Source organism: Lysobacter sp. Soil_N_23, from assembly GCF_057656135.1.
The window spans coordinates 1-22,495 of record NZ_JBDGKY010000002.1 but is presented as its reverse complement, the minus strand read 5'-3'; the positions used below and the strand labels follow the sequence as shown (position 1 = coordinate 22,495).

The 22,495-nt window shown below is 64.1% G+C and carries 19 protein-coding genes and 1 tRNA gene; 3 read left to right on the top strand and 17 right to left on the bottom strand.

Features of this window, described 5'->3' with window-relative positions:
• Positions 1-8 precede the first annotated feature (8 nt).
• The 12 genes from AC3A3X_RS01930 to AC3A3X_RS01875 form a co-directional block, all read right to left on the bottom strand.
• Complete coding sequence (locus AC3A3X_RS01930; RefSeq protein WP_487581379.1) at positions 9-1,337, bottom strand: ABC transporter ATP-binding protein; 1,329 nt, start codon at positions 1,335-1,337, stop codon at positions 9-11.
• 10 nt (positions 1,338-1,347) lie between these two features.
• Positions 1,348-2,145 (bottom strand): ABC transporter permease, encoded by a 798-nt coding sequence (locus AC3A3X_RS01925; protein ID WP_487581615.1) that lies wholly within the window; start codon positions 2,143-2,145, stop codon positions 1,348-1,350.
• A gap of 193 nt (positions 2,146-2,338) precedes the next feature.
• Positions 2,339-2,938, bottom strand: a complete 600-nt coding sequence (locus AC3A3X_RS01920; protein WP_487581378.1) for a hypothetical protein — start codon at positions 2,936-2,938, stop codon at positions 2,339-2,341.
• 191 nt (positions 2,939-3,129) lie between these two features.
• Positions 3,130-4,431, bottom strand: coding sequence for a nucleotide sugar dehydrogenase (locus AC3A3X_RS01915; protein WP_487581377.1), 1,302 nt, complete (start codon positions 4,429-4,431; stop codon positions 3,130-3,132).
• Complete coding sequence (locus tag AC3A3X_RS01910; protein ID WP_487581376.1) at positions 4,428-8,324, bottom strand: glycosyltransferase family protein; 3,897 nt, start codon at positions 8,322-8,324, stop codon at positions 4,428-4,430. The genes AC3A3X_RS01915 and AC3A3X_RS01910 overlap by 4 nt, the downstream gene beginning before the upstream one ends.
• Before the next feature lie 770 nt (positions 8,325-9,094).
• Positions 9,095-10,216 carry an ABC transporter ATP-binding protein gene (locus AC3A3X_RS01905; RefSeq protein ID WP_487581375.1) on the bottom strand — a complete coding sequence of 374 codons (1,122 nt, stop codon included), beginning with the start codon at positions 10,214-10,216 and terminating at the stop codon, positions 9,095-9,097.
• Between the two features lie 9 nt (positions 10,217-10,225).
• On the bottom strand, positions 10,226-11,008 hold the full coding sequence (locus tag AC3A3X_RS01900) for an ABC transporter permease (RefSeq protein WP_487581374.1): 783 nt from the start codon (positions 11,006-11,008) through the stop codon (positions 10,226-10,228).
• Positions 11,008-12,195 carry a cystathionine gamma-synthase gene (locus tag AC3A3X_RS01895; RefSeq protein ID WP_487581373.1) on the bottom strand — a complete coding sequence of 396 codons (1,188 nt, stop codon included), beginning with the start codon at positions 12,193-12,195 and terminating at the stop codon, positions 11,008-11,010. The genes AC3A3X_RS01900 and AC3A3X_RS01895 overlap by 1 nt, the downstream gene beginning before the upstream one ends.
• A gap of 313 nt (positions 12,196-12,508) precedes the next feature.
• Entirely contained in the window at positions 12,509-13,885 is a 1,377-nt protein-coding gene (locus tag AC3A3X_RS01890) for a pyridoxal-phosphate dependent enzyme (RefSeq protein ID WP_487581372.1), read from the bottom strand.
• Between the two features lie 143 nt (positions 13,886-14,028).
• Positions 14,029-14,247 (bottom strand): HP1242/YdcH family protein, encoded by a 219-nt coding sequence (locus tag AC3A3X_RS01885; RefSeq protein ID WP_487581371.1) that lies wholly within the window; start codon positions 14,245-14,247, stop codon positions 14,029-14,031.
• 439 nt (positions 14,248-14,686) lie between these two features.
• Entirely contained in the window at positions 14,687-15,568 is an 882-nt protein-coding gene (locus tag AC3A3X_RS01880; protein ID WP_487581370.1) for an OmpA family protein, read from the bottom strand.
• Entirely contained in the window at positions 15,565-15,942 is a 378-nt protein-coding gene (locus AC3A3X_RS01875; RefSeq protein WP_487581369.1) for a DUF4398 domain-containing protein, read from the bottom strand. Before AC3A3X_RS01875 ends, AC3A3X_RS01880 begins: the two co-directional genes overlap by 4 nt.
• 113 nt (positions 15,943-16,055) lie before the next feature.
• Here AC3A3X_RS01875 and AC3A3X_RS01870 point away from each other — a divergent pair, with 113 nt between their 5' ends.
• The gene (locus AC3A3X_RS01870) at positions 16,056-17,168 is read left to right on the top strand and encodes a PilT/PilU family type 4a pilus ATPase (protein ID WP_158733496.1); all 1,113 of its coding nucleotides are present in this window, start codon (positions 16,056-16,058) and stop codon (positions 17,166-17,168) included.
• Positions 17,169-17,281: 113 nt separating this feature from the next.
• Here the strand turns inward: AC3A3X_RS01870 and maiA are convergent, their stop codons facing one another.
• From maiA to rplM, 5 genes are all read right to left on the bottom strand, one after another.
• Positions 17,282-17,953 (bottom strand): maleylacetoacetate isomerase, encoded by a 672-nt coding sequence (gene maiA / locus AC3A3X_RS01865; protein WP_487581368.1) that lies wholly within the window; start codon positions 17,951-17,953, stop codon positions 17,282-17,284.
• 76 nt (positions 17,954-18,029) lie between these two features.
• Complete coding sequence (locus tag AC3A3X_RS01860) at positions 18,030-19,013, bottom strand: fumarylacetoacetate hydrolase family protein (protein WP_487581367.1); 984 nt, start codon at positions 19,011-19,013, stop codon at positions 18,030-18,032.
• Positions 19,014-19,283: 270 nt separating this feature from the next.
• A tRNA-Gln gene (locus AC3A3X_RS01855) sits at positions 19,284-19,358 on the bottom strand.
• A 24-nt stretch (positions 19,359-19,382) separates the two neighbouring features.
• Entirely contained in the window at positions 19,383-19,775 is a 393-nt protein-coding gene (gene rpsI / locus AC3A3X_RS01850) for a 30S ribosomal protein S9 (protein ID WP_487581366.1), read from the bottom strand.
• A gap of 10 nt (positions 19,776-19,785) precedes the next feature.
• Positions 19,786-20,214, bottom strand: a complete 429-nt coding sequence (gene rplM / locus AC3A3X_RS01845) for a 50S ribosomal protein L13 (RefSeq protein WP_158733500.1) — start codon at positions 20,212-20,214, stop codon at positions 19,786-19,788.
• 168 nt (positions 20,215-20,382) lie between these two features.
• Here rplM and AC3A3X_RS01840 point away from each other — a divergent pair, with 168 nt between their 5' ends.
• Positions 20,383-21,576, top strand: coding sequence for a (Fe-S)-binding protein (locus AC3A3X_RS01840; RefSeq protein WP_487581365.1), 1,194 nt, complete (start codon positions 20,383-20,385; stop codon positions 21,574-21,576).
• Positions 21,577-21,586: 10 nt separating this feature from the next.
• Complete coding sequence (gene coq7, locus AC3A3X_RS01835) at positions 21,587-22,231, top strand: 2-polyprenyl-3-methyl-6-methoxy-1,4-benzoquinone monooxygenase (RefSeq protein WP_487581364.1); 645 nt, start codon at positions 21,587-21,589, stop codon at positions 22,229-22,231.
• Positions 22,232-22,495: the final 264 nt, after the last annotated feature.

The window sequence follows — 22,495 nt, the reverse complement described above, 5'->3', positions numbered from 1 at the left end:
GACTGAACTCAACGTTTTTGCTCCAAGGTGATTTCCAGCATGGGCAGCCCGATGATCCCGACCGGCACGGTCTGGCCGAGGGACTTGACCGTCAATGCCTCGTGTATCCAGTGGTGAACGACGTGTTCGTCCTGCGTTCCGGCGGAAGCACCCACCGAAATGAAATAGTCGCCTTGCTGCAGGCGCGGCATGTCGAAGTGGAAGCGCGCGACCAGCCGCTCCCCGGGCTCCATGGCCCGGCGGTTGCCGAGGGTCGTCAGGTAGGTATTGTCACCGAACAGCATCTGGCCCAGGCGATCTTTCAGATAGAAGCCGACGATCGGCGGCTCAACGCGGCGCAATGCCACGGCCTCGATCTCCAGGACCACCGTCTCACCACCGGCCAGGGTGACCAGTTGCCGTCCAGAGTCGTCGACCAACGCCACGTCGGAGATCTGCAGGCCGCCGTCGCCGAAGCCCGGCTTGGCCGGATCGAACTCCACGACATCCAGATCGTTGCGCAGCAGGGACCGGTCCATCAGGGCCTGCCTGTGGTCGCGACGCGGCCTGGCCGGGACGGCGATGGCGGCCGTTGCGCCCTGCTGACCAGGGGCCTTGCCCTCGCGTTCGGCGATGAATGCCTCGAGGTAGGCATCCATGACCTCGCGCGCAGGCCCCTCCTTTCGCAACTGGCCGGAGTCGATCCATATCGCCCGGTCGCACAGACCGGTAACGGCACCGCCGTCGTGGCTGACGAACAGCAGCGTGCCGCGTTGCTTGAACTCGCGCAGGAACCGCATGCACTTCTGGGTGAAGAACGCATCGCCGACAGAGAGCGCTTCGTCGATGATGAGCACGTCGGCATCGACGTGCGCCATCACGGAAAATGCCAGGCGCATCACCATGCCGCTGGAATAGTTCCGAACGGGCTGGTCGATAAATTCGCCGATCTCGGCGAAGGCGAGGATCCGGCCGATCCGCTCGTCGGTCTGCGCCCGCGTGAGGCCGAGGATCGCCGCGTTGAGATAGACATTCTCGCGACCGGTGAACTCATGATTGAAGCCGCTGCCCAGCTCCAGCAGCGCGGCCACCTTGCCCTGGACCTGGACGCCACCCTCGCTCGGCGTCAACGTGCCGGCGATAAGCTGCAGCAGCGTCGACTTCCCCGATCCGTTGCGACCGACGATGCCGAGCGTTTCGCCTCGCGTGACAGTGATGTCGAGGTTGCGCAGCGCCCAGAACTCACGGTGCAGTTTGCGCCGGCGACCGACCAGCCCCTGGAGTAGACGTTGCACCGGCCGGTCGTAGATGTGATAGGCCTTGCCCAGGCCCTGGGCCCGTATTGCCAGGCCAGCCATGGCCGCACTTTCAGAGGACATCGGCGAACCCGCGACGCGTCTTGTGGAAGAAGGCGAGCCCTGCCAGGCAGAACACGAATGCAGCGGCGGCGTACAACGCCAGGCCCTGCCAGTCCGGCATGCGCCCCCAGTAAGCAACCTCGCGTGCCTGGTCGATGATGAAGGTCAGCGGGTTCAAACGGAAAACAAGCTGGTAGTTCTCCGGCAGGGTCGAAACCGGGACGATCGCCGAGGACAGGAACAGCAGCGCCGTCGCTACCACTCCCATCATCTGGCCGATATCGCGAAGGAATACCCCGAGTGCCGACAGGAACCAGCTGGCCCCGACCGCGACCAACACCAGCGGCATTACAACGACGGGCAGGAAGATCGATGTCCACGGAACATTCCCGTGGTACGCCAGACTGAGCAGGAAGAACACACCGAGATTGGCGACCAAGTGGAACAGCGCCGCCAGCGCCGCTGTCCACGGCAGCAATTCAAGTGGAAAGATGATTCGCTTGACGAGATTGGCGTTGCCGACGATCAGCTGCGGGGAACGGTTCAGCACCTCCGCCAAGAAGCCGTGCACGACCAGACCGAGAAACAGGATGAGGGCAAAGTCGGCCACCGAACCGGTGGCGCCAGGCCAGCGGCTGCGGAGGACATAGCCGAACGCGAGGGTATAGACACCCAGCATCAGGAAGGGACTGACCACCGACCAGGCCATGCCGATGCTTGCGCCCCGGTAGCGCCCGAGGACGTCTCGGCGGGTCAATTCCCAGGTCAGGGTGCGATGTTTGTGATCAAAAGCGGTGAACGGGTTCAGCGGTTGTCTCCCGGGGGGCGCGGGCGCAGGCAGGCGCGATCGCGCCCGCCTGTCAGGATCTCACAGGCGGGCACGGCGGCGCTAGCGCGTACCGAGCTCCGGTCCGGGTCTGCTCAGACCCGGATCGACAACCTCAGATTGCGCGACTCGGGCGCGGCGAAAGGGACCGCAAAGATCCCTCTCCCGCCTGCAATCAGATCTTCAGTCCGTTGACCTTGGAAACGCAGCTGCGCTTCACGCCGTCGCCGCCCACGTAGTCGACCGATACCGCGTAAGTCGCGCTGGGCAGCGTCTGCAGGTCAAGTACGACATTGAACTCTGCATTGAGCTTGCCGGTCACGCCAAAATGCTTGGCGACGTCCACACGCGGTGCAAGCTTTGCAATCGGTGCGATCCAAGCGCGTCCCGACTGGCCGTCGAGGAAGCGCAGGCTGGCTTGGCTGGCCTGGGCCTTGGACTCTGCATCGACAACCCAGCCGGCGAACGCCGCTCCGGACAGGTCCTGGGCCTGGACCGTCGCCGACTTCGGACGGGTGTTGGCGAACACTTCAAAGTTGCATCCTGTCTTGGCGACTTCGAGAGCTTCCAGACGCTGGGCCTCGGTCAGCTCCTGAAGAACCGCGGTGGGTTGCTTGGCAACCGGCGCGGCTTTCTCAGGGGCCGCGGTCGCTGCCGGTTCCTGCTGCGAAACGGGCTCTTGATTCGAAGGCTCCGGGGACTTACCACAGCCCGCCAGCAAGAACGGCGCGATGATCAGTCCGAAGAGAGCAACCTGACGCTTATGGTCAGCCATGAACAACACTCCTTGAAAAGGGATACGAAAAGTAGAACACGGGGTTTTGCGTGGCTCGCCAGGGGCGAGCTGCAATCGATCGGGTAAGCCCGCCTGCCGGGAGGTTGCGCCCGCCTTCCCAGGGGACTGCTGGTGCAAGGATACGCGAGATGCGGCGGGCCTTGACTCGCCGCCCCCTCCTGCCGCCAAGGTCAAAGGCGGAAGACGTTCGGCTCCTGGGGCAACGCCCCCTTGACGTCGAAGACCATCCCGCCAGGCTTCAGCAGAGTGCCGATATCGATCTCGGCGTCAGGTCCGACGAACTGCCTGTGGGCGACCGCCAGGATGACGACGTCATAACCGCCCTCCTGCGGCGCCGAAATGACGTTGACGCCGTACTCGTGTCGGGCCTCGGCGTCGCACACCCAGGGGTCGCAGATATCCACATTTGCATTCGCATCACGCAGGTCATTGATGACATCCATCACCTTCGTATTGCGCAGGTCCGGGCAGTTCTCCTTGAACGACAGGCCGAGGACGAGTATTCGGGAACCAACAACATGCAGGGAGTTCTTCGCCATCAGTTTGAGCACTTGGCTGGCGACGTAAGGCCCCATTTCATCGTTGATCCGCCGTGCCGCAAGTATCAGATCGGCGTTGTAGCCGAGCATCGAGGCCTTGTGGGTGAGGTAGTAGGGGTCTACACCGATGCAATGCCCGCCGACGAGGCCCGGCACGAACGGAAGGAAGTTCCACTTGGTGCGGGCGGCTTCCAGCACGTCGTGCGTGTCGATTCCCATGCGAGCGAAGATGCGGGCCAGTTCATTCATCAGCGCGATATTGACGTCGCGCTGCGTGTTCTCGATGACCTTCGCCGCCTCCGCAACCTTGATGGAACTCGCCTTGTGCGTGCCTGCGGTAATGATGGTCCGATAGAGCCCATCGACGAATTCCGCGACCTCCGGAGTCGACCCGGACGTGACCTTCCGGATCTTCGTTACCGTATGGACCCGATCGCCCGGGTTGATGCGTTCCGGGCTATAGCCGCAGAAAAAGTCCTCGTTGAACGTGAGACCCGAAACACGCTCGAGAATCGGCACGCAGACTTCCTCGGTGACACCCGGGTACACGGTGGATTCATAAACCACCACGTCGCCAGGCTTCAGGAGCGAACCAATTGCCTTGCTCGCCTTGATCAATGGATCGAAGTCCGGACGTCGCGCGTTGTCCACCGGAGTGGGCACTGTCACAACGAACACATTGCACTGCGCGATGTCTTCAAGCCGGTTGGTGAAGGTTAGATTCGGCAAGCCGACGAGGTCTGCGCCTGAAACTTCGTTGGTGCCATCGATTCCCCGACTCAGCTGGTCGATTCGGGTAGCGTTGATGTCGAACCCGATGACGGGCATTCGCCTGGAGAACTCCACCGCAAGTGGCAGGCCTACATAGCCCAGCCCGACAATGGCAAGCCGCGACGTGGCGATGTCGGGAAGCTCAATAGTGATTCGGTTCATGCCTTGGCCACCACGTTGTCATCGACCTCTACGGCGTTGCGCGCGTCGGCGTGCGGGTACTTGTCCTCGACCTGACGTCGGCGGGCATCCAGGTCGCAAATGACCTGTGCGATCACCCGTGCCCGGCACTCAAAGGTGTGCTCATTCAGGACGAGCGCACGCAGCTGCTCGGAAGCGTTTCTCCGTCCTTCTTCATCGTCCATCCACCGCAGCGTCAGCCTCCGCAGGTCGGAACCATCCGTATACGTCGGCACGAGCCCGCCAAACAGAGAGCTTCCTTCAAACTGGTCACTGATCACGAACCCACCTGAAAGCGCGACATCAAATATGCGGTTGGAGATAAACCCGTTACTGGCCATGTCGGGCCAATGATCATTCAGCACGATGGGCGCAGTACCGTAGTACCCATGGAGCTCATTGTTCGGGACATGCGTTCCATACACGAATTCGGCCGGAATCAGATCCTCCCAGTCCCGTCCGTAAACGCCGAGGGGAAGGCCATTGTCCACAGCATCCCTGACGATCCTGCGGTACTGCTTGCGCGAGTTCCCCACGAATAGCAGAGGCTCGAACTCGCCTCCTCCCAACCCTTGCTCGGGCGGATGGAAGACTGCGGGATCGGAGCATTGCAGAAGCGGGGATACCGGAGCATTCAGCCGATCGGCAAGCTTTGTCGCATAGCTTTCCGAGGCCACGAAGACATGATCGAAACCCTCCAGCTCGGCGTCAGACACCGACTCGGGGTGACTGATGAGCCAAAGCAGATTGATCTGGGCCGGATTGGGCCGGTACTCCGTGAGCCCGCGGAGCACGATCACCACATCATCGGCAGCCGCGCTGGGCGAATACCAATCAGGAATGATATCGACCCGCGCACGGTAGCCCTGCTCCCTCAGCGCCGTCGCAAGCGACTGCGCAAAGTGATAGTCGCCCCAGGCATGCGCCTCGGACATGCGGGGCACCGGGCACTTGATCGAGACACGCAGGCGCTGCACCGAACCGATCAGCAGATGACGAAGGGACTTCGCGCGAACACCGTAAGTGTGCTTCGAAAGGACCATTTCGCGCAGACGGGCCACCAGTTGCTCGCGCTCGCCCGGATTGTCCAGGTAACGTGAGAGCAGGTCCTTGAGATCGCCGGCGCTGTGCCACACGGGAAGCGCATCCTCGAAGAGTTCGCGCGCACCGCCCTCATTGTTCGTCAACACCAGGCTTCCGCAGGCCAGAGCCTCGAATACGCGGCTGTTCACCGATGCCCATCGCTTTGTCACGTGGGTAACGGTGTCATCAACCGTGATCTTCGCCGAGTTGTAGATTCGGGGAAGACTGTTGAAATCGGTGAACCCCTTGGCATACGGACCAAAGCGTCGATGCGTCTTCCAACCCTTTCCGTAAACGTGGAAATCGTAGGGAACGCTTGCGGGATCGAAGCTCTCGATCTCCCTTGGGATGGGCGACTGCCAATGATTGCCCGTGAATACGTAGTCACATTCGAGACCCGGCGACGCGGCCCCACTGTTGAACACTGTGGTGTCGGCCGCGATCGGGAACACCGTGGCTTCAATGCCAGCCGTCTCCCTGAGATAGGCCTTGCCAATCGTCGACGATGACAGATACAGATCGAACTGATGCAGCCAGGGAGCCACACACCAACGCTCGATCCAGTTCCTGATCCATGCCACTTTGACCAGATGCGGGCTCGCGTCTTCGAGAGCGGAAATATCCACGTCATCGCGCATGCTGATGTAGACGTCCAGCCCCTTGGCCTTGGTCCATTCATGCTTCGGCAGATACTGGACTTCCCAGCCGAATTCTCGCTTGAGGGCCTCTCCCAGGCCGAGCCCGGTGTAGAGATCGCCGGCGCCGCTCTCCTTGATCAACGTCGTAACGGCAATTCCGACCTTGATCTTGCGGCCGAGATACGAGCCATCATCCGAGAACATGCGCTCGACGAACTCCCTGCGGATCTGATAGCCGAAACGCTCAAGCAGGAGCGTCCGGTTACTCATGCGCTGGTTCCGAGTGTCCTCGCGGCTGACCAGGTTACGACTGGAACTTTCGTTGTGATACGCAAAGTCGGAATTGAGGCAGACAAGTTCCTTTCCAAGGCTGTATCGAAGCTTGCAGCATAGATCGACATCCTCGTAGCCGTAGAAGTAGCCCTCGTGAAGGCCGCCCACGGCCACATAGTCGCGCTTCCGGCAGAGCAGCAACGACGCCGTGATTGCCGGGAATGAGGCAGGATTCTCTGCCAGGAGGCGATCGATGGGTGCAACACCGTTCTGGTTCCGCGGCTGCAGGAACCCGCCTTCGATGTTCCAATCAAAGCGGATTCCGGTGTGGTACACAAAGCCGGGCTCATACGAGGCGGGGCTCCCCTGGATCTGCTTGAGACCAACGGCACCTACCTGTTCCGACTCCAGCGCCGCGACCATGCGTCCGATGACGTCGCTGGCGAAGACGACGTCGTTGTTCATCAGGAGCAGGTATTCGCCTTCTGCAGACTCTACCGCGCGGTTGTTCGAATAGGAGAACGAGAAGTTCTCGTCGTAAGGAATCGTCCTGAGCGGAATCACCTTCTCCCAACCACGAAGCAGGTCGAGACTGTCATCCACGGATGCATGGTCGACGACTATCAGCTCGCAGTTCGGATAGGTGTTGTGGGCGTAGAACGACCGCAGGGCCGCATCCAGCATGGACGCACCGTTGCGGTTGAGGATGATGATGGAGACCAATGGCTGCCGCATTGGCAACTGCGGCACCTTGCGAAGCGCCACTCGCGCAGGCACTACCGGAACCGGCTCGCTTGCGCGCGGCGTGCCGTTTGGCAGCGGTTCGTCCGACGCACGAACGGTGCTGATCGCCCGACCTTCCTCTCGCCCCGAAGTGACGTAGTGCAGAAGGGGATTCATCCCAGCCTTGGCGACGTCACTATGCGACGTCAGGTACCACTCCGCGTCGAACTTTCGGGAAGGATTCCGACGCAGTGGGCCGCCGAAACGGAAGTAGTGCTCCGCAGGGTCGATGTCCAGTTTTCCAACGTCGGGATACTCCTTGACGTACCATTCCGCGTCGAACAGGTCGGACTTCCGGATCGCTGCGATCGCGGCCCTCTCCCTGGTCCTGTGCGAAGCCACCGCAGCGTGGTGAGAAGGTGCCAGAGCGTTCGGAAGCCGACCTTCTTCGGCACCCAACGAGATGAAATGAGCCAGCGGGTCGACACCGTCCGCTGCAACATCCGGATAGCGCTCCAGGTACCAGTTGCGATCGAACCATGCAGGCTCTGCCGTCTGGAACATCGCCGCAGTCGGCTCCTGTTCCTTACGTCGCAGCAGCAACCTCGCGAGGCCGCGTACCGGATACGTCAGACGCCAGGATCGACTGGAAAGGAGCTGTGAGATGTACGCCCGGAGCGAATCGATTTCGTTCTGGCTCTGGCGCGCAAGAAGGGTGAACTGCTTGCGGATGACTCCGAGCTTGATCTCACTTTCCCTTAAAGCGTCGGTGGCGAGGATCTGACGGGAGAGGTGCTCGTTCCCGTAGTGGGCCCTCCTCGCCTTCGACAGTGCGGCATCTCGCTGCGCCAGAACTTCCCTGGTCTTAGTCGATGCTCGTCCCAGCTCCTCCTCGACTAGCTTCAGCCGGTTGCGCAATGAGCCAAAGCGCTTCCTGCCAAGCTTCACCTCCAGTTGGAGCAGCTCGACTTCGTCCTGGGCATGATCGAGTTCAGTGGAGAACTTCGCGATTTCGTCCTGGCGCGCCACACTATCGCCTCCGGCAGCTCCAGCCTCCGCGTCGGATTTCCTGCCAGGCCCTTGCTTATTGGCGCTTCGCGCCGACCGCTGCTCGTCGAGCATCCGCTTGTCTGGGACCTTGTCCAAGCTCTCGCTCATATCTTCCATTGTTTTGCCCACCCCTAAATCTCGTTTTGCTGCTGTCGCGCAATGCATCGCCGCGCGTATCTGCCATTCCCGGACAGTGGAGGCCAATGCCTCCGGACATGCCCATTTCTTCCTGGTTCAATCCGGGCTGTTTCCACGCAGACCCTGACACGTCACATCGAATACGCCTTCCACCGCTCAAACATGTTGCCTTCATGACGCCGCCGGGAGATCCGCTCGCCCAGGTTGAGCGGCGTACCCCGCGGCTTTCGTAGTTCTGAGGGGAGGATTCCTCGGCCGGTACATCGCGGCGGAACTGCACTCCCTGGCGCTGCGCTTCGGCTTCTCGGGCCGGCGCATGGCGCCGCGCAAGCACCGCCCGGGCCCGGCGGATGCATGCCGAATGCGATCAGCGGCGTGTCGCCACGAAGAGTCTCTTCACTCGATCGTCTTAAGGCGCTCAACTGGGGTTTCTCAGTCTTGTGTCCGCACCCACCCCCGGCCGCGCCCGTGGCGCGACCCAAACCAGCCAACCTCCTAAGCCGCAAGCGCGTCGAGCGCACCCGTTTGCCTCCCGATGGAGGTCACTCGTGCCAGTTCAGAATCCACTTCCGAGAATTTCATCGAGTTTCCCCCGCGTCATGATAGATAACCGTGGCGATGCGCCAATCAGAAAAAATCTTATGGAATCGGTACACGCAAACTGAGCTGGGCGCAACAAACGTGACGAACATCACGCAAAACTAACAGCGGCGGCCCTCACCAAGGCCGCCGCTGCTTTCCTAAGGCACCAAAGCGTTCAGTGCCGCATCTTGAATCCTGAAAGGCCCCGTGAGGTCGTCACTGCTGCTCCCACCGTACATCTGGAGCACGCCGCCAAACTCTGCAAGGCTCTTCAGACCAGGGGTCGGGATTTCCAGGACAAAGCCAAAGCGGTCATCCGGCAGCCCCAGGACGTCCCGGACGTCCGGGCGAGCATAGGGCTGGATATCCGAGAGCTGCCAGCTTGCGCTCGCACTCACGACGGACAGCGTCGACGGGAAAGCGCCATGGTCGTTCACCGCCCAGCCGCGGATTCTGAGCCGGCCGTCGCTCAACTCCACTTCATCGACCGACCCGGTGGTGACGGTACCCTGCGCGTGCGATGCGGTCGGCGACGGCTTGATTGCAACCACCTGATAGGCCTTGAATGCCTCCACCAGAGGCCCGTAGTACACGATCCTTCCGGCCTCCAGCACCATCCCCTTGTTGCAGACATCCTTCAGCAACGAGAAGTTGTGGCTGGCCAGCATCACGATCTTGCTGCCACCCATCCGCTCGACCATTCGCTGCTTTGCCCGCTTGAGGAACTCCGAGTCGCCAGCGCCGATCCATTCGTCGAGCAGCATCACGTCGTGCTGGATCTCGGTGGAAATCGCAAAGCCAAGACGCATCTTCTGGCCGGCGGACAAGGTCTTGAGCCGATGGTTCGCCTTTTCGGTCAGGCCCGCGAACTCCAGGATCGGCTTCAGCAGCTCGCCGAAGCGGAACGAGTCCAGGCGCATCGCGTTGGCGCGCAGGAACACGTTCTCCTTGACGGTCGCTTCGCCGTTGAACCCGAGCGAAGTGTTGAGCAATGCCTGGCACGTGCCGGAGACGTGGACGCTGCCTCGCGTCGGCTGGTAGGCGCCATTGAGGCACCTGAGCAACGTCGACTTGCCGGCCCCGTTGCGGCCCAGGATGGCCACGCGTTCGCCCTCGGCGACCTCGAATGACACGCCGTCTAGAAGCGTCCTGAACTCGCGGTGGGGCGGATCAAAAAGTGCATTGAGAAGCAACGATCCCCAGCTCTTCGATGGGCGATCGTTCTGGACGAAAAGGGGAACCTTCAGTGTGAGGTCGTCTACCCTGATATGCGCGGTCACAACAACCTCTTAGAGCCAAAGCGGAACAAACCGGGCGTAACGGCGATACGCGATCGCCGCCACCGTCCAGCCGATGACAGTCATCGCGGCAACGTAGATGTACGTCGAGGAGGTCAGCGGATCGCCCAGGATGGGCGCCCTCACCATCTCGATCAGATGGAACAATGGATTGGCGTGCATCAGGTTGTACTGGATCGTGCCCGGGGGCACAGAATCGGCGTGCCAGATGATCGGCGTGAGCACGAAGCCGAAGATGAAGAGGCTTCCCATCAACTCCTGCACGTCGGGAAAACGGGCACCGAGCAACGAGAACACCACGCCCATCCAGACCGCGTTGACCAACAGCACCGGCACGGTCACGAGGGCGAGAACCAGGCCATGCAGGTGCACTTCGGGCGCGGCCCACAGCGCCAGCGCCAGGATCGGCAGCGCGAGCACGAAATAGAACAGCGCCTTCGCCACGACCAGCAATACGAAGTCGGTCAGGCGCGTGTGTCCATCCAGGATGAAAGCCTGTTGCTGCGGAAGCACGCTGGTGCTTTCGTTGATCGCGCTCATCAACACACGGAACAGCAGGAAGCCAATGCCGACGTGGGCGGCAAACGCGCCGACTTCGATCTTCTGCAGCGTGGAAAAATAAGCGCTCAGTCCCCAGATGTAGAAAATCGGGGGCACCAGCAGCCACACGATTCCCAGGCGCGAGCGCCGGTACTTGGTAACGATGTCGAGCCAACCGGAATAGGTCCAGAACGTCGGTCGGCTAAAGCTCTCGGATAGGTGCTTGAACAACATTACAGGCCGGGCTCCAGAACGCGGATCAGTTCGGCCTGCAGGTCGGCGAGGTCCTCCACGCCAACGCTCAGGCGCACCAGGTTGTCGCCAATGCCCAACGCCGCACGCCGGTCCGCAGGGATCGATGCGTGCGTCATGACCGCCGGATGGTTGACCAGACTCTCGACGCCACCGAGCGATTCGGCAAGCGCGAACAACTCGGTGCGCTCGCAGAAGCGGGTCGCTTCTGCCAGGCCACCCTTGAGGTAGATGCTCACCATGCCGCCGAAGCCGTCCATCTGCCGCTTCGCCAATTCATGCTGCGGATGCGACTTCAGGCCGGGATAGAGCACCTTCTCCACCGCTGGATGGCCTTCCAGCCATTCCGCCAGTGCCTGCGCGTTCTCGCAATGCGCCTTCATGCGCAAATGCAGCGTCTTGAGCCCACGCAGCGCCAGGAAGCTGTCAAACGGCCCCTGCACGCTGCCGATGGCGTTCTGCAGGAAGGTCATCTTCTCGGCGATTTCGGCGTCGTCGCCGACCACGGCCATGCCGCCGACGATGTCGGAGTGGCCGTTGAGGTACTTGGTCGCCGAGTGCATCACGATGTGCGCACCCAGCTCGAGCGGGCGCTGCAGGATCGGCGAGCTGAATGTGTTGTCGACCACCACGATCAGACCGCGCTTGCGCGCGATCGCCGCAATCTGGGCGACATCGACCAGCTTCAGCAGCGGGTTGGTCGGGGTCTCGATCCAGACCATCTTCGTTTCGGGGCGGATCGCCGCCTCGAAGGCTGCCGCATCGCTCAGGTCGACCCAGCTGAAATCCAGGCCCGCCGAGCGGCGGCGGACGCGCTCGAACAGGCGATAGGTGCCGCCGTAGACGTCATCCATGGCGATGACGTGGCTGCCCGAATCGAGCAGTTCCAGGATGGTGGAGGTCGCAGCCAGGCCCGAGGCGAAGGCGAAACCGTGGCTGCCGCCTTCCAGGCCGGCGACACAGCGCTCATAGGCGAAGCGGGTCGGATTGTGGCTACGCGAGTACTCGAACCCCTGGTGCACGCCCGGGCTGGACTGCGCATAGGTCGAAGTAGCGTAGATCGGCGTCATGACCGCGCCCGTGCTCGGATCCGGCGACTGGCCGGCGTGGATCGCAAGGGTTCCCAGACCGGGCTTGCGGGCCCCGCCTCCGGATTGTCTATCGGTCATCTAATCCTTCCAGTTCCGCGACTATTGGCGGCCGCCGATTCTAGCATCGCGCCTCACCGCTCTCAGGCTCTTTCCAAGCGATTTCCACCGATGCGCTGTCCCTTTGCTGAACGGCTTCAATCCGTTCAGGATCGGCTTGGGGCGGCGGCTCGGTTTACGACTGCAGAGGCGCCGGCGGGCGGGCAAGTGACCTCCGCCAGCCAAGTCACCCTGGGCTGCCAGTCGGGTCATCTCGCGGCGGTCCCGCCTGCCGTCTTCGGCCGGCACGGCAGGCCCGATGGCAGACCGCCGACCCGCCCCCCGAGTGCGTCCGTCACTGCACGCGCCGGCGCAGGAAGTTGAGCAGGTCGATCCGCGTGATCAGGCCGAGGAACCTGTCGTGGTCGACGACGATCGCGACGTGGCCGCGGTCGAACACCGGCAGCAGCGTCTCGATCGGCGAGCTGACATCGATCTTGTCGAGCTTGCTGACCATCGCGGTGGACACCGGGTCGCGGAATCGCGCCTCATCGCCGTACACGTGCAGCAGCACGTCGCTTTCATCGACGATGCCGACGATGTTGTCGCCGTCCATCACCGGCAGCTGCGAGACGTCGTAGAGCTTCATGCGCTGGTAGGCGGTGACCAGCAGGTCGTTGGGTCCGACCACGACCGTGTCGCGCTGCGAATACGGGCGCAGGATCAGATCGCGCAGGTCGCCGCTGGATTTCCGCTCCAGGAAGCCGTTGTCGAGCATCCAGTAGTCGTTGTACATCTTCGACAGGTACTTGTTGCCCGTGTCGCAGACGAACACCAGCACCTTCTTCGGCGTGGTCTGCTCGCGGCAGTACTTCAGCGCCGCCGCCAGCAGGGTGCCGGTCGAGGAACCACCGAGGATGCCCTCCTTCTCCAGCAGCTCGCGCGCGGTCAGGAAGCTTTCCTTGTCGGTGATGGCGTAGGCCTTCTTCACCCGGGTGAAGTCTGAGATCGGCGGCAGGAAATCCTCGCCGATGCCTTCGACCATCCAGCTGGCCGACTTCTCCGAGATCGTGCCGCGGTTGATGTATTCCTCGAGGATCGAGCCGACCGGATCGGCCAGCACCAGTTCCGTGCCCGGCGACTTCGCGGCGAAGCAGCGCGATAGGCCGGTCATCGTGCCCGAGCTGCCGCAACCGAAGACGACTGCGTCGAGGCCGCCGACGTCGGCCATCTGCGCCAGGATCTCCGGGCCGGTGCCGAACTCGTGCGCGGCCGGGTTGTCCGGGTTGCCGAACTGGTTGATGAAGTACGCGCCCGGGGTTTCGCTGGCCAGGCGCTCGGCCAGGTCCTGATAGTAGTCCGGGTGGCCCTTGGCGACGTCCGAACGGGTCAGCACGACCTGCGCGCCCATCGCCTTGAGGTTGAAGATCTTCTCCCGGCTCATCTTGTCCGGGACCACCAGGATCAGCTTGTAGCCCTTCTGCTGCGCCACCAGCGCCAAGCCGATGCCGGTATTGCCGGCAGTGCCTTCGACCAGGGTGTCGCCGGGCTTGATGCGGCCGGCCTTCTCCGCCGCCTCGATCATCGACAGGCCGATGCGGTCCTTGATCGAGCCGCCGGGGTTCTGTGATTCGAGCTTGAGGAAGAGCTCGCAGACGCCGGTGTCCAGGCGCTGCGCCTTGATGATCGGCGTGGCGCCGACCAGTTCGAGTACGGATTGATGGATGGTCATGCGGGGAGTTTAAGACTCCCCGCTTTCCTTCGCACCGGGGCGGCTGCCGTTGCCAGCAGCCGCCCCGGTTCCGGGAGACGCGGATGGAGAGACCGACGAGGAAGTCGCCACCCGCGGCGAGGAAGTGGGTGAGGTCAGGAAGCTCAGTGAGGTTGAGTGTCGTACAGGCGGACCAGGCGGTCCTTCGCAGCCAGCTTTTCGCGCTTCATCTGCGCAAGCGTCATGTCATCGATAGGCAGAACGCCAAGTTCGGCGTCCATCACCTTCTTGTCGAGATCCTTGTGGCGCTGATAAAGCTGCTTGAATTCCGGGTTGCTCTTCATCAGCGCGTCGATCTCTGGCTGCGGTCGTTCTTCGAACATGTAAAGCCTCCTTCAGCGGTTTCGCGATCCCGTGGCCGGGCGGCCACGGATCATGCGGAAGGCCCCGCAAACGAAAACGCCCCGGTCGTGAGACCAGGGCGCAGCGGGGTCGTGGGGTGCATCGAAACGGGTCGGGGCCAAATCGCCTGAGTTCTGGACTGGGCCGGCTTCGCACAGGCCGACCACCATGGAGCGTGGGGCGGCTGGATCCTGCGCAAGGGCTGTTGGCGTCATCGACCTAGCTCATCGCCAAGCGGAAAACAGGCCGCTTGGGTATCCGACCCTACTCCTCCAATTTGCGGTCGGCAAGGCCTCATCCAGCCCCCATCTGGCGAGATCGCGCACCTTGTCGCAGTCAGTTTCGAAGCGGCCGCCTGGCGCCGGTCCGAGGGCGCCAAGCGGTTGATTTTCCGTTATTTGCCTGCGGGAATCTGTCGCTTTATTTCGACTGGACCACGACGTCGACCCGGTCGCCCTTGCCGCTGCGGCCGGTCGCCTTGACCTTCGCAGCCGGCACGCCGCCTGCGACCAGTGCATCGCGCACGGCGTCGGCCCGGCGCTGGGCCAGTTTGGCGTCGCTGCCGGTGGCCTCTACCTTGACTGCCGGCGACGAGGAGGCCTGCGCATAGGCAGCCACGGTCCGGACCGTGCTGTCACCGCCGCCACTCAGCGTCGCCTTGCCCGAGGCAAAGGTGTCCTTGGACAGGGCGAACACCTCGCCGCGGCTGTCGCGCTTGGCCGTGGGCAGCTTGCCGCCGGTGGTCAGCTCGGCTTCCTCGCGCGCCAGCTTGGCCTCGCGGTCGCGGGCGGCATTGAGGCGTGCGGTCTGGGCGCCGGCCACGCCCTTCAGCGCGGTCTCCACGTCCTGCAGCGACGCCGCGTCGGCTTCGCTTTGCACGCGCAGGCGCTCGGCTTCCTCGGCCTGCATCTGCGCCTGCAGGCGCAGGCGTTCGGTCTCGGCGCGGGCGCGGGCGGCGTCCTGGCGGCTGGCCTCGACCAGCAGTTCGCTGCGTTCGCGGTCGAGACGGTCGATCTCGCGCTGCATCGCATCGCTGCGGGCAATGGCTTCGGCCACCTGGACCCGGCGCTCGGCCACGTACAGGGCGGCCGCGCGCTCGCGGCTGGAGGCCTGGTTCAAGGCCTCGACCGCCTGCCGCGCCGTCAGCCGCTCGTAGGCGGCGAACGGATTGAGCTGGGGGTCGGCATCCAGCGCGGTCAGGCGCTGCGCCAGGCGGGCGGCATCGGGATTGTCGGCGGCGGCGACCGGCGCCGCGGCGAGGGCGACGAGCAGGGCCAGGCCCAGTACGGACAGACGGTTCAAGGCTGCTCTCCCTGCAGGCGCTGGCGCAACTGGGTCACTTCACTGCGGCGCTGGTTGACCTCGGCCGTGGCCAGGGCTTCGCGGCTCTTGGCCCAGGCCAGGTCGGCGTCGGCGGCCGCGGCCAGGGCGAACCTGCGCGCCGCGCCCTCGTCGCCGGAGCTCATTGCCGCCTGGGCCTGGCTCAGGCCATTGCGGGCAACCCCCAGGTCCTGTGGCGCGTACTGGTCGGCGTCGGCGCCCTCGGCCCGGGTCACCGCCTGGCGGGCGGCAGCCAGCTCGCTGGTCGGTGGCGGCAGCGAAGCGCAGGCGGAGAGTGCGGAAGCGAGAACTGCTGCCAGCAGATGGAATCGGATTTGTGCGAAGCTTGGGCGCATTGGGGAGGCCGTGCCTTGTGGTTTGATGCCCGGCCATTGTCGGAAGCCGCTGGCGAGGTTGCAACGGTACACGCCGTTGCGGTCTGGCTGTAGGTCACAAAAGGGGTTGCAGTATGGACATCGGCTATTTCCTGAAGCTGATGACGGAAAAGAATGCGTCGGACATGTTCCTGACGACTGGCGCACCGGTGTACATCAAGGTCGAAGGCCGGCTGTACCCCTTGGGCAATACCGGCCTGCCCCCGGGCATGGTCAAGAAGATCGCCTACTCGCTGATGGACGAGGGGCAGGTGCCGCTGTTCGAGCGCGATCTCGAATTGAACATGGCCCTGGCCCTGCCCGAAGCCGGTCGCTTCCGCATCAACGTGTTCAAGCAGCGCGGCGAAGTCGGCATGGTGATCCGCGCCATCCGCAGCGTGATTCCGTCGATCGAGGAACTGCAGCTGCCGCAGGTGCTCAAGGACATCATCATGGCCCCTCGCGGCCTGGTGCTGATCGTCGGCTCCACCGGCTCGGGCAAGTCGACCACGCTGGCGTCGATGATCGACTACCGCAACAGCAATATCTCGGGCCATATCCTCACCATCGAGGATCCGATCGAGTACCTGCACAAGCACAAGAAGTCGATCGTCAACCAGCGCGAAGTCGGCCTGGACACGCACGCTTTCCACAACGCGCTCAAGAACGCGATGCGCGAAGCGCCGGACGTGATCCTGATCGGCGAAATCCTCGACGCGACCACGATGGAAGCGGCGATCGCCTTTGCCGAAACCGGTCACCTGTGCCTGGCCACGCTGCACTCCAACAATGCCGACCAGACGCTCGAGCGCATCCTCAACTTCTTCCCCGAGGCCGCGCACAAGAACGTGCTGATGAACCTGGCGCTGAATCTGCGCGCGGTGGTCAGCCAGCGACTGGTGGTCGGCAGCGACGGTCGCCGCCTGCCGGCGGCGGAAGTGCTGATCAACACCCCGCACGTGCGCGACCTGATGCGCCGTGGCCAGGTGCACGAGATCAAGCCGGCGATGGAAGCCTCGCTGGAAGAAGGCATGGAATCGTTCGACCAGTGCCTGTTCCGCCTGCACAAGGAAGGCAGGATCGACATGGAAGAAGCGCTCAAGGCCGCCGACTCGCGCGAAGGCCTGTCGCTGAAGTTCCGCCTGTCGGAAGGCTCCACCGGCGAGCACGACCCCTACGCCGAGGTCTACGACGCGGTTACGCAGTAACCGCGTCACCCGTACCCGTACCCGTACCCGTAGGAGCGAGCTTGCTCGCGATAGGGCTCAGCTGCCGCTGACGCGCCCTATCGCGAGCAAGCTCGCTCCTACATTGGGTTCTGTCAGGCCGCCACTTCCTCCGGCGCATCGGGTTGCCGCTCCGGCCGTGCCGCATCGAACGCCGGCAGCGCCAGGCAGGCCTGCTCGATGCGCACGATCGTCGGATACTTCGTCAGGTCCACGCCGAAACGGCGCGCGTTGTACACCTGCGGCACCAGGCAGCAGTCGGCCAGGGTCGGCAGGTCGCCTTCGCAGAAGCGCCCGGTCGAGGGATGGTCGGCCAGCATCGCCTCCAGGGCGGTGAAGCCTTCCTCGATCCAGTGCAGCACCCAGTTGTCGCGCTCGGGCTGCGGCACGTGCCAGCTGCGGTCGAAATAGCGCAGCACGCGCAGGTTGTTGAGCGGATGGATATCGCAGGCGACCAGTTGCGACAGTGCGCGGACGCGCTGGCGGTCGCGCGCCGCGGACGGCAGCAACGGCGGCTGCGGCCAGGTCTCGTCGAGGTATTCCAGGATCGCCACCGACTGCCGCATCAGGCGATCGCCATGCTGCAGCACCGGCACCAGCCCCTGCGGATTGGCCTCGCGGAACGCCGCGGTGTGCTGTTCGCCACCCTCGCGCAACAGGTGCACGGGCACGGTGTCGTAAGCCAGGCCTTTGAGGTTCAGGCCAATGCGGACGCGATAGGCCGCGCTGGAGCGCCAGTACGAATACAGCCGCAGTTGCTCTGCCACGTCCCCTCTCCTCGCCGCGTACGGCGCTGGTCGACTTCGACGCAGCGGGATTGCCCGCTGCGCTTGCTGTTACGAATCAGCCGGCGCGCTCGATGCGCTGCTCGATCGCGCCGAACACGCTTTTGCCATCACGCGACAGCATTTCGATGCGGACCACGTCACCGAAGCTCATGAACGGCGTCAGCGGCTTGCCATGCTCGAGCGTCTCGACGGTGCGCTTCTCGGCGAAGCACGAGGCACCCAGCGAAGTGTCCTCGTTGGCGACCGTGCCGGAACCGACGATCGTGCCGGCCGAGAGCGGACGGGTCTTGGCGGCATGTGCCACCAGCTGGGCAAAACTGAACTGCATGTCCACGCCCGCCTCCGGTGCGCCGAACCACTCGCCATTGATGTGCGTGGTCAACGCCAGGTGCACCTTGCTGTCCTGCCAGGCGTCGCCGAGCTCGTCGGGCGTGACGAACACCGGGCTCAGCGCCGAACGCGGCTTGGACTGCAGGAAGCCGAACCCCTTGGCCAGCTCGTTCGGGATCAGGTTGCGCAGCGACACGTCATTGACCAGGCCGACCAGCTGGATGTGCGCGGCGGCCTGCGCCGGCGTCGCCGCCATCGGCACGTCGTCGGTCACGATCACCACTTCGGCTTCCAGGTCGATGCCATAGTCTTCGCTCGGCACGCGCACCGCATCGCGCGGGCCATAGAAGCCGGCGCTGACCGCCTGGTACATCAGCGGGTCGCTGTAGAAGCTCTCCGGCACTTCAGCGCCACGGGCGCGACGGACGCGCTCGACGTGCGGCAGGTAGGCCGAACCATCGACGAACTCGTAGGCGCGCGGCAGCGGGGCGGCCAGCGCGGCCATGTCGATGTCGAAGGCGCCATCGGCGTTGCCGGCATTGAGCGCGTCGTACAGAGCGTTCAGGCGCGGAGCGGTGTTGGACCAGTCCTCGAGCGCGCGCTGCATCGTTTCGGCGATGCCGCTGGCGCGCACGGCGCGCGACAGATCACGCGAAACCACGACCAGCGTGCCGTCACGGCCACCTTCCTTCAGGGAACCAAGCTTCATCGAAACTCCAGATTCGAGCGCGAGGGCGCATTAGTTTCAATTGTAACCGCCTCGCAACGCACGACGCGATGGCGCCACCATATTGATCGATTGTAGGAGCGAGCTTGCTCGCGATCGGGCGTCTCCGCATCGGTCGCGTCGATCGCGAGCAAGCTCGCTCCTACCCCAGGCCTTACCAGCCCCGTACGTAACGCGGCCACCAGACCAGGACATGCATCCGGGCGTGCAGGCAACAAAAAACCCGCCTTGCGGCGGGTTTCTTGTTCGATATGGCAGCCCCGGATGGATTCGAACCACCGAATGCCTGAGTCAGAGTCAGGTGCCTTACCGCTTGGCGACGGGGCTATAGGATCGATTTTAGCGCAGAAATTAGCGCTTGGAGAACTGGCTTGCGCGACGAGCCTTGTGCAGGCCGACCTTCTTACGCTCGACTTCACGGGCGTCGCGGGTCATGAAGCCGGCCTTGCGCAGCTCGGACTTCAGGGTTTCGTCGTACTCGACCAGCGCGCGCGAGATGCCCAGGCGGATCGCACCGGCCTGGCCGGTGATGCCGCCGCCGGCGACGGTGACCACGATGTCGAACTTGTCGGTCGACTGGGTCAGCTCGAGCGGCTGGCGCACGATCATGCGCGCGGTCTCGCGACCGAAGAACTCATCCAGCGGACGCTGGTTGACGGTGATGTTGCCAGCACCCTTGCGCAGGAACACGCGGGCGGTGGAGGACTTGCGGCGGCCGGTGCCGTAGTTCTGCTGGATTGCCATGTGATGTCTCTTAGATATCCAGCTGCTGCGGCTGCTGGGCGGCGTGCGGATGCTCGGAGCCCTTGTAGACCTTGAGCTTGCGGTACATGGCACGGCCGAGCGGATTCTTCGGCAGCATGCCCTTGACGGCGGTCTCGATGACGCGCTCGGGGTGGCGCTCAAGCGCCTGGGCGAGGGTCTCGGTCTTGAGGTTGCCGATGTAGCCGGTGAAGCGGTGGTACTGCTTGTCGGCGAGCTTGTTGCCGGTGACGGCAATCTTTTCGGCGTTGATCACAATGAGGTAATCACCCGTATCGACGTGCGGGGTGAAAACCGGCTTGTGCTTGCCGCGCAGGCGGCGGGCGAGCTCGGAGGCCAGGCGACCCAGGGTCTTGCCCTCGGCGTTGACCACGTACCAGTCACGCTGGACGGTCTCGTTTTTGGCGGTGAAAGTCTTCATGACGTGTCTGATAGGTGCGTTGTCGGGCTGATTCCGCAGGCAATCCGGCTGGGCCGAACCGCGGAATTTCGCCACGCGCTGTGAAAGAAGCGGAATCATAACGGGCCAGGCGGGGCCGCGCAACCCACCTGGACTGAACGCAACACCCCGGGTGCTAGCATTTCCTCGATGCCCGCCGCCGTCCCGCCCCCTGCCCCGCGCCAGCCCGACCCCCTGGTGGCATTGGCTGACCGCTGCGTGCAGTGCGGGCTGTGCCTGCCGGCCTGCCCCACTTATGGACAGGCCCGCATCGAGAGCGAGTCGCCGCGCGGACGCATCGCCCTGGCTAAGGCCTGGGCCGTGGGGACCATCGAACCGACCGCGAACGGCGAAGCCCATCTGGACCACTGCCTGGGCTGCCGCAGTTGCGAGTCGGTCTGCCCGGCGGGCGTGCAGTATGGTCAATTGCTCACGCTGGCGCGCGCAAGGCAGCGGCAACGGCGCCTGCCTGGCTGGCAACAGCGCTGCATCGAGGGTCTGGTCCGGCGGCCACGGCTGCTGGCCGGCCTGCTGGGGCTCTACCGGCAGGTCCGCCCCTGGCTGCCGGAGCGCTGGCGACGCTTGCCAGCCCCACCGGCCGTGGCCGTTCGTGCAGCCAGCTCGCAGGCGGACTCCCGCATCGCGCTGTTTGCCGGCTGCGTGGCCCGACCTTATGAGGACGGGCTGCGCAGAGGCCTGATCGACTGTTTCGCCGCGCTGGGCATCGAGATCGCCGAACCGGCCGCGCAGAACTGCTGCGGCAGCCTGCACGCGCATGCCGGTAACGAGGCTGCAGCTTCGGCATTGGCCCGGCACAACCGCGACGCCTTCGCCGGCGCGGACACGGTGCTGACACTTGCCAGCGGTTGTCACGAATCGGTGGCGCTCTCGCTCGATGGCGCGGCGCACGTGGTCGATGCCATCGAATTCCTCGCGGCGCAGATGCGCGCCCGCGGCACCTCGCTGCAGTGGCGCCGCTGCGACGAGCGCATCGCACTGCATCTGCCGTGCACACAGCGCAACGTCGTGCGCTCGGTCGCTTCGCTGCGGCAACTGCTGTCAGCCGTTCCTGGCCTGCAAGTGATCGAGCTCGATCGCGGCCTGGGCTGCTGCGGTGCTGCCGGCGTGCAGATGCTGGCCGACACCCAGCGCGCCGACGAGTTCCGCGCGCCACTGCTGGAACAGTTGCGCGAGTGCGGCGCCACCCGTCTGCTCAGCGCCAATATCGGTTGTCGGCTGCATCTGGCCGCGGGTACCGGGGTGACGGTGCAGCATCCGCTCGAGTTCCTTGCAGGACTCGTCGAGGCGACGCCTTCATCGGCCCCTTCGGCCGTGTCCGGGTAAACTCCGGCGCATGGACACGACACGCGAACTCACGCAACTCGACCGTTTCCTCGCCGACACCCAGCGTGCGCTGGACACCGTGTTTGGCGCACCAGCCGCGCTGCGTGCCAACCCTTCGTCAGACGTCGCGCAGATCGAACTCGACGACGCCGAGCGCCAGCACTCGGCGGGCCTGATGCGCATCAATCATGTCGGCGAAGTCTGCGCGCAGGCGCTGTATTGCGGCCAGGCCGCAGTCGCACGCGATCCGGCGACGCGCGAGCACCTGCTCGAAGCGGCGCAGGAGGAAACCGACCATCTGGCCTGGTGCGCCGACCGGCTGCGCGAACTCGACAGTCGTCCGAGCCTGCTCAATCCGATCTGGTACGCCGGCAGCTTCGCCATTGGCGCGCTTGCCGGCCTGCGCGGGGACGGCTGGAACCTGGGCTTCGTGGTCGAGACCGAGCGCCAGGTCGAAGCCCACATCGACGAACACCTGGACTCGCTGCCGGCCGCCGACGCGCGCAGCCGCGCGATCCTGGAAGTGATGAAGGCCGACGAGGCCCGCCACGCCGACAATGCCGAGGCCGCCGGCGCACGCATCCTGCCGATGCCGGTGCCGAGCCTGATGGCGGCGGCGTCGAAGTTGATGAAGGCGGTTGCGTACCGGCTGTGACTCCGCGAGGGAGCAACGTCCATGGGTTCCCGCCTTCGCGGGAATGACGGGCATGGAGCAACGATGCTGGGTCCCCGCCTTCGCGGGGATGACGGGCATGGAGCAACGACGCTGGGTCCCCGCCTTCGCGGGGATGACGGCCTTCCTACGGATGACGGCCTTCCTACGGATGACGGTATTCCTACGGATGACGGTCTTCCAATGACGGTGGGAGCCCCTCTCCCGCTTGCGGGAGAGGGGTTGGGGTGAGGGCCACCGAAGACC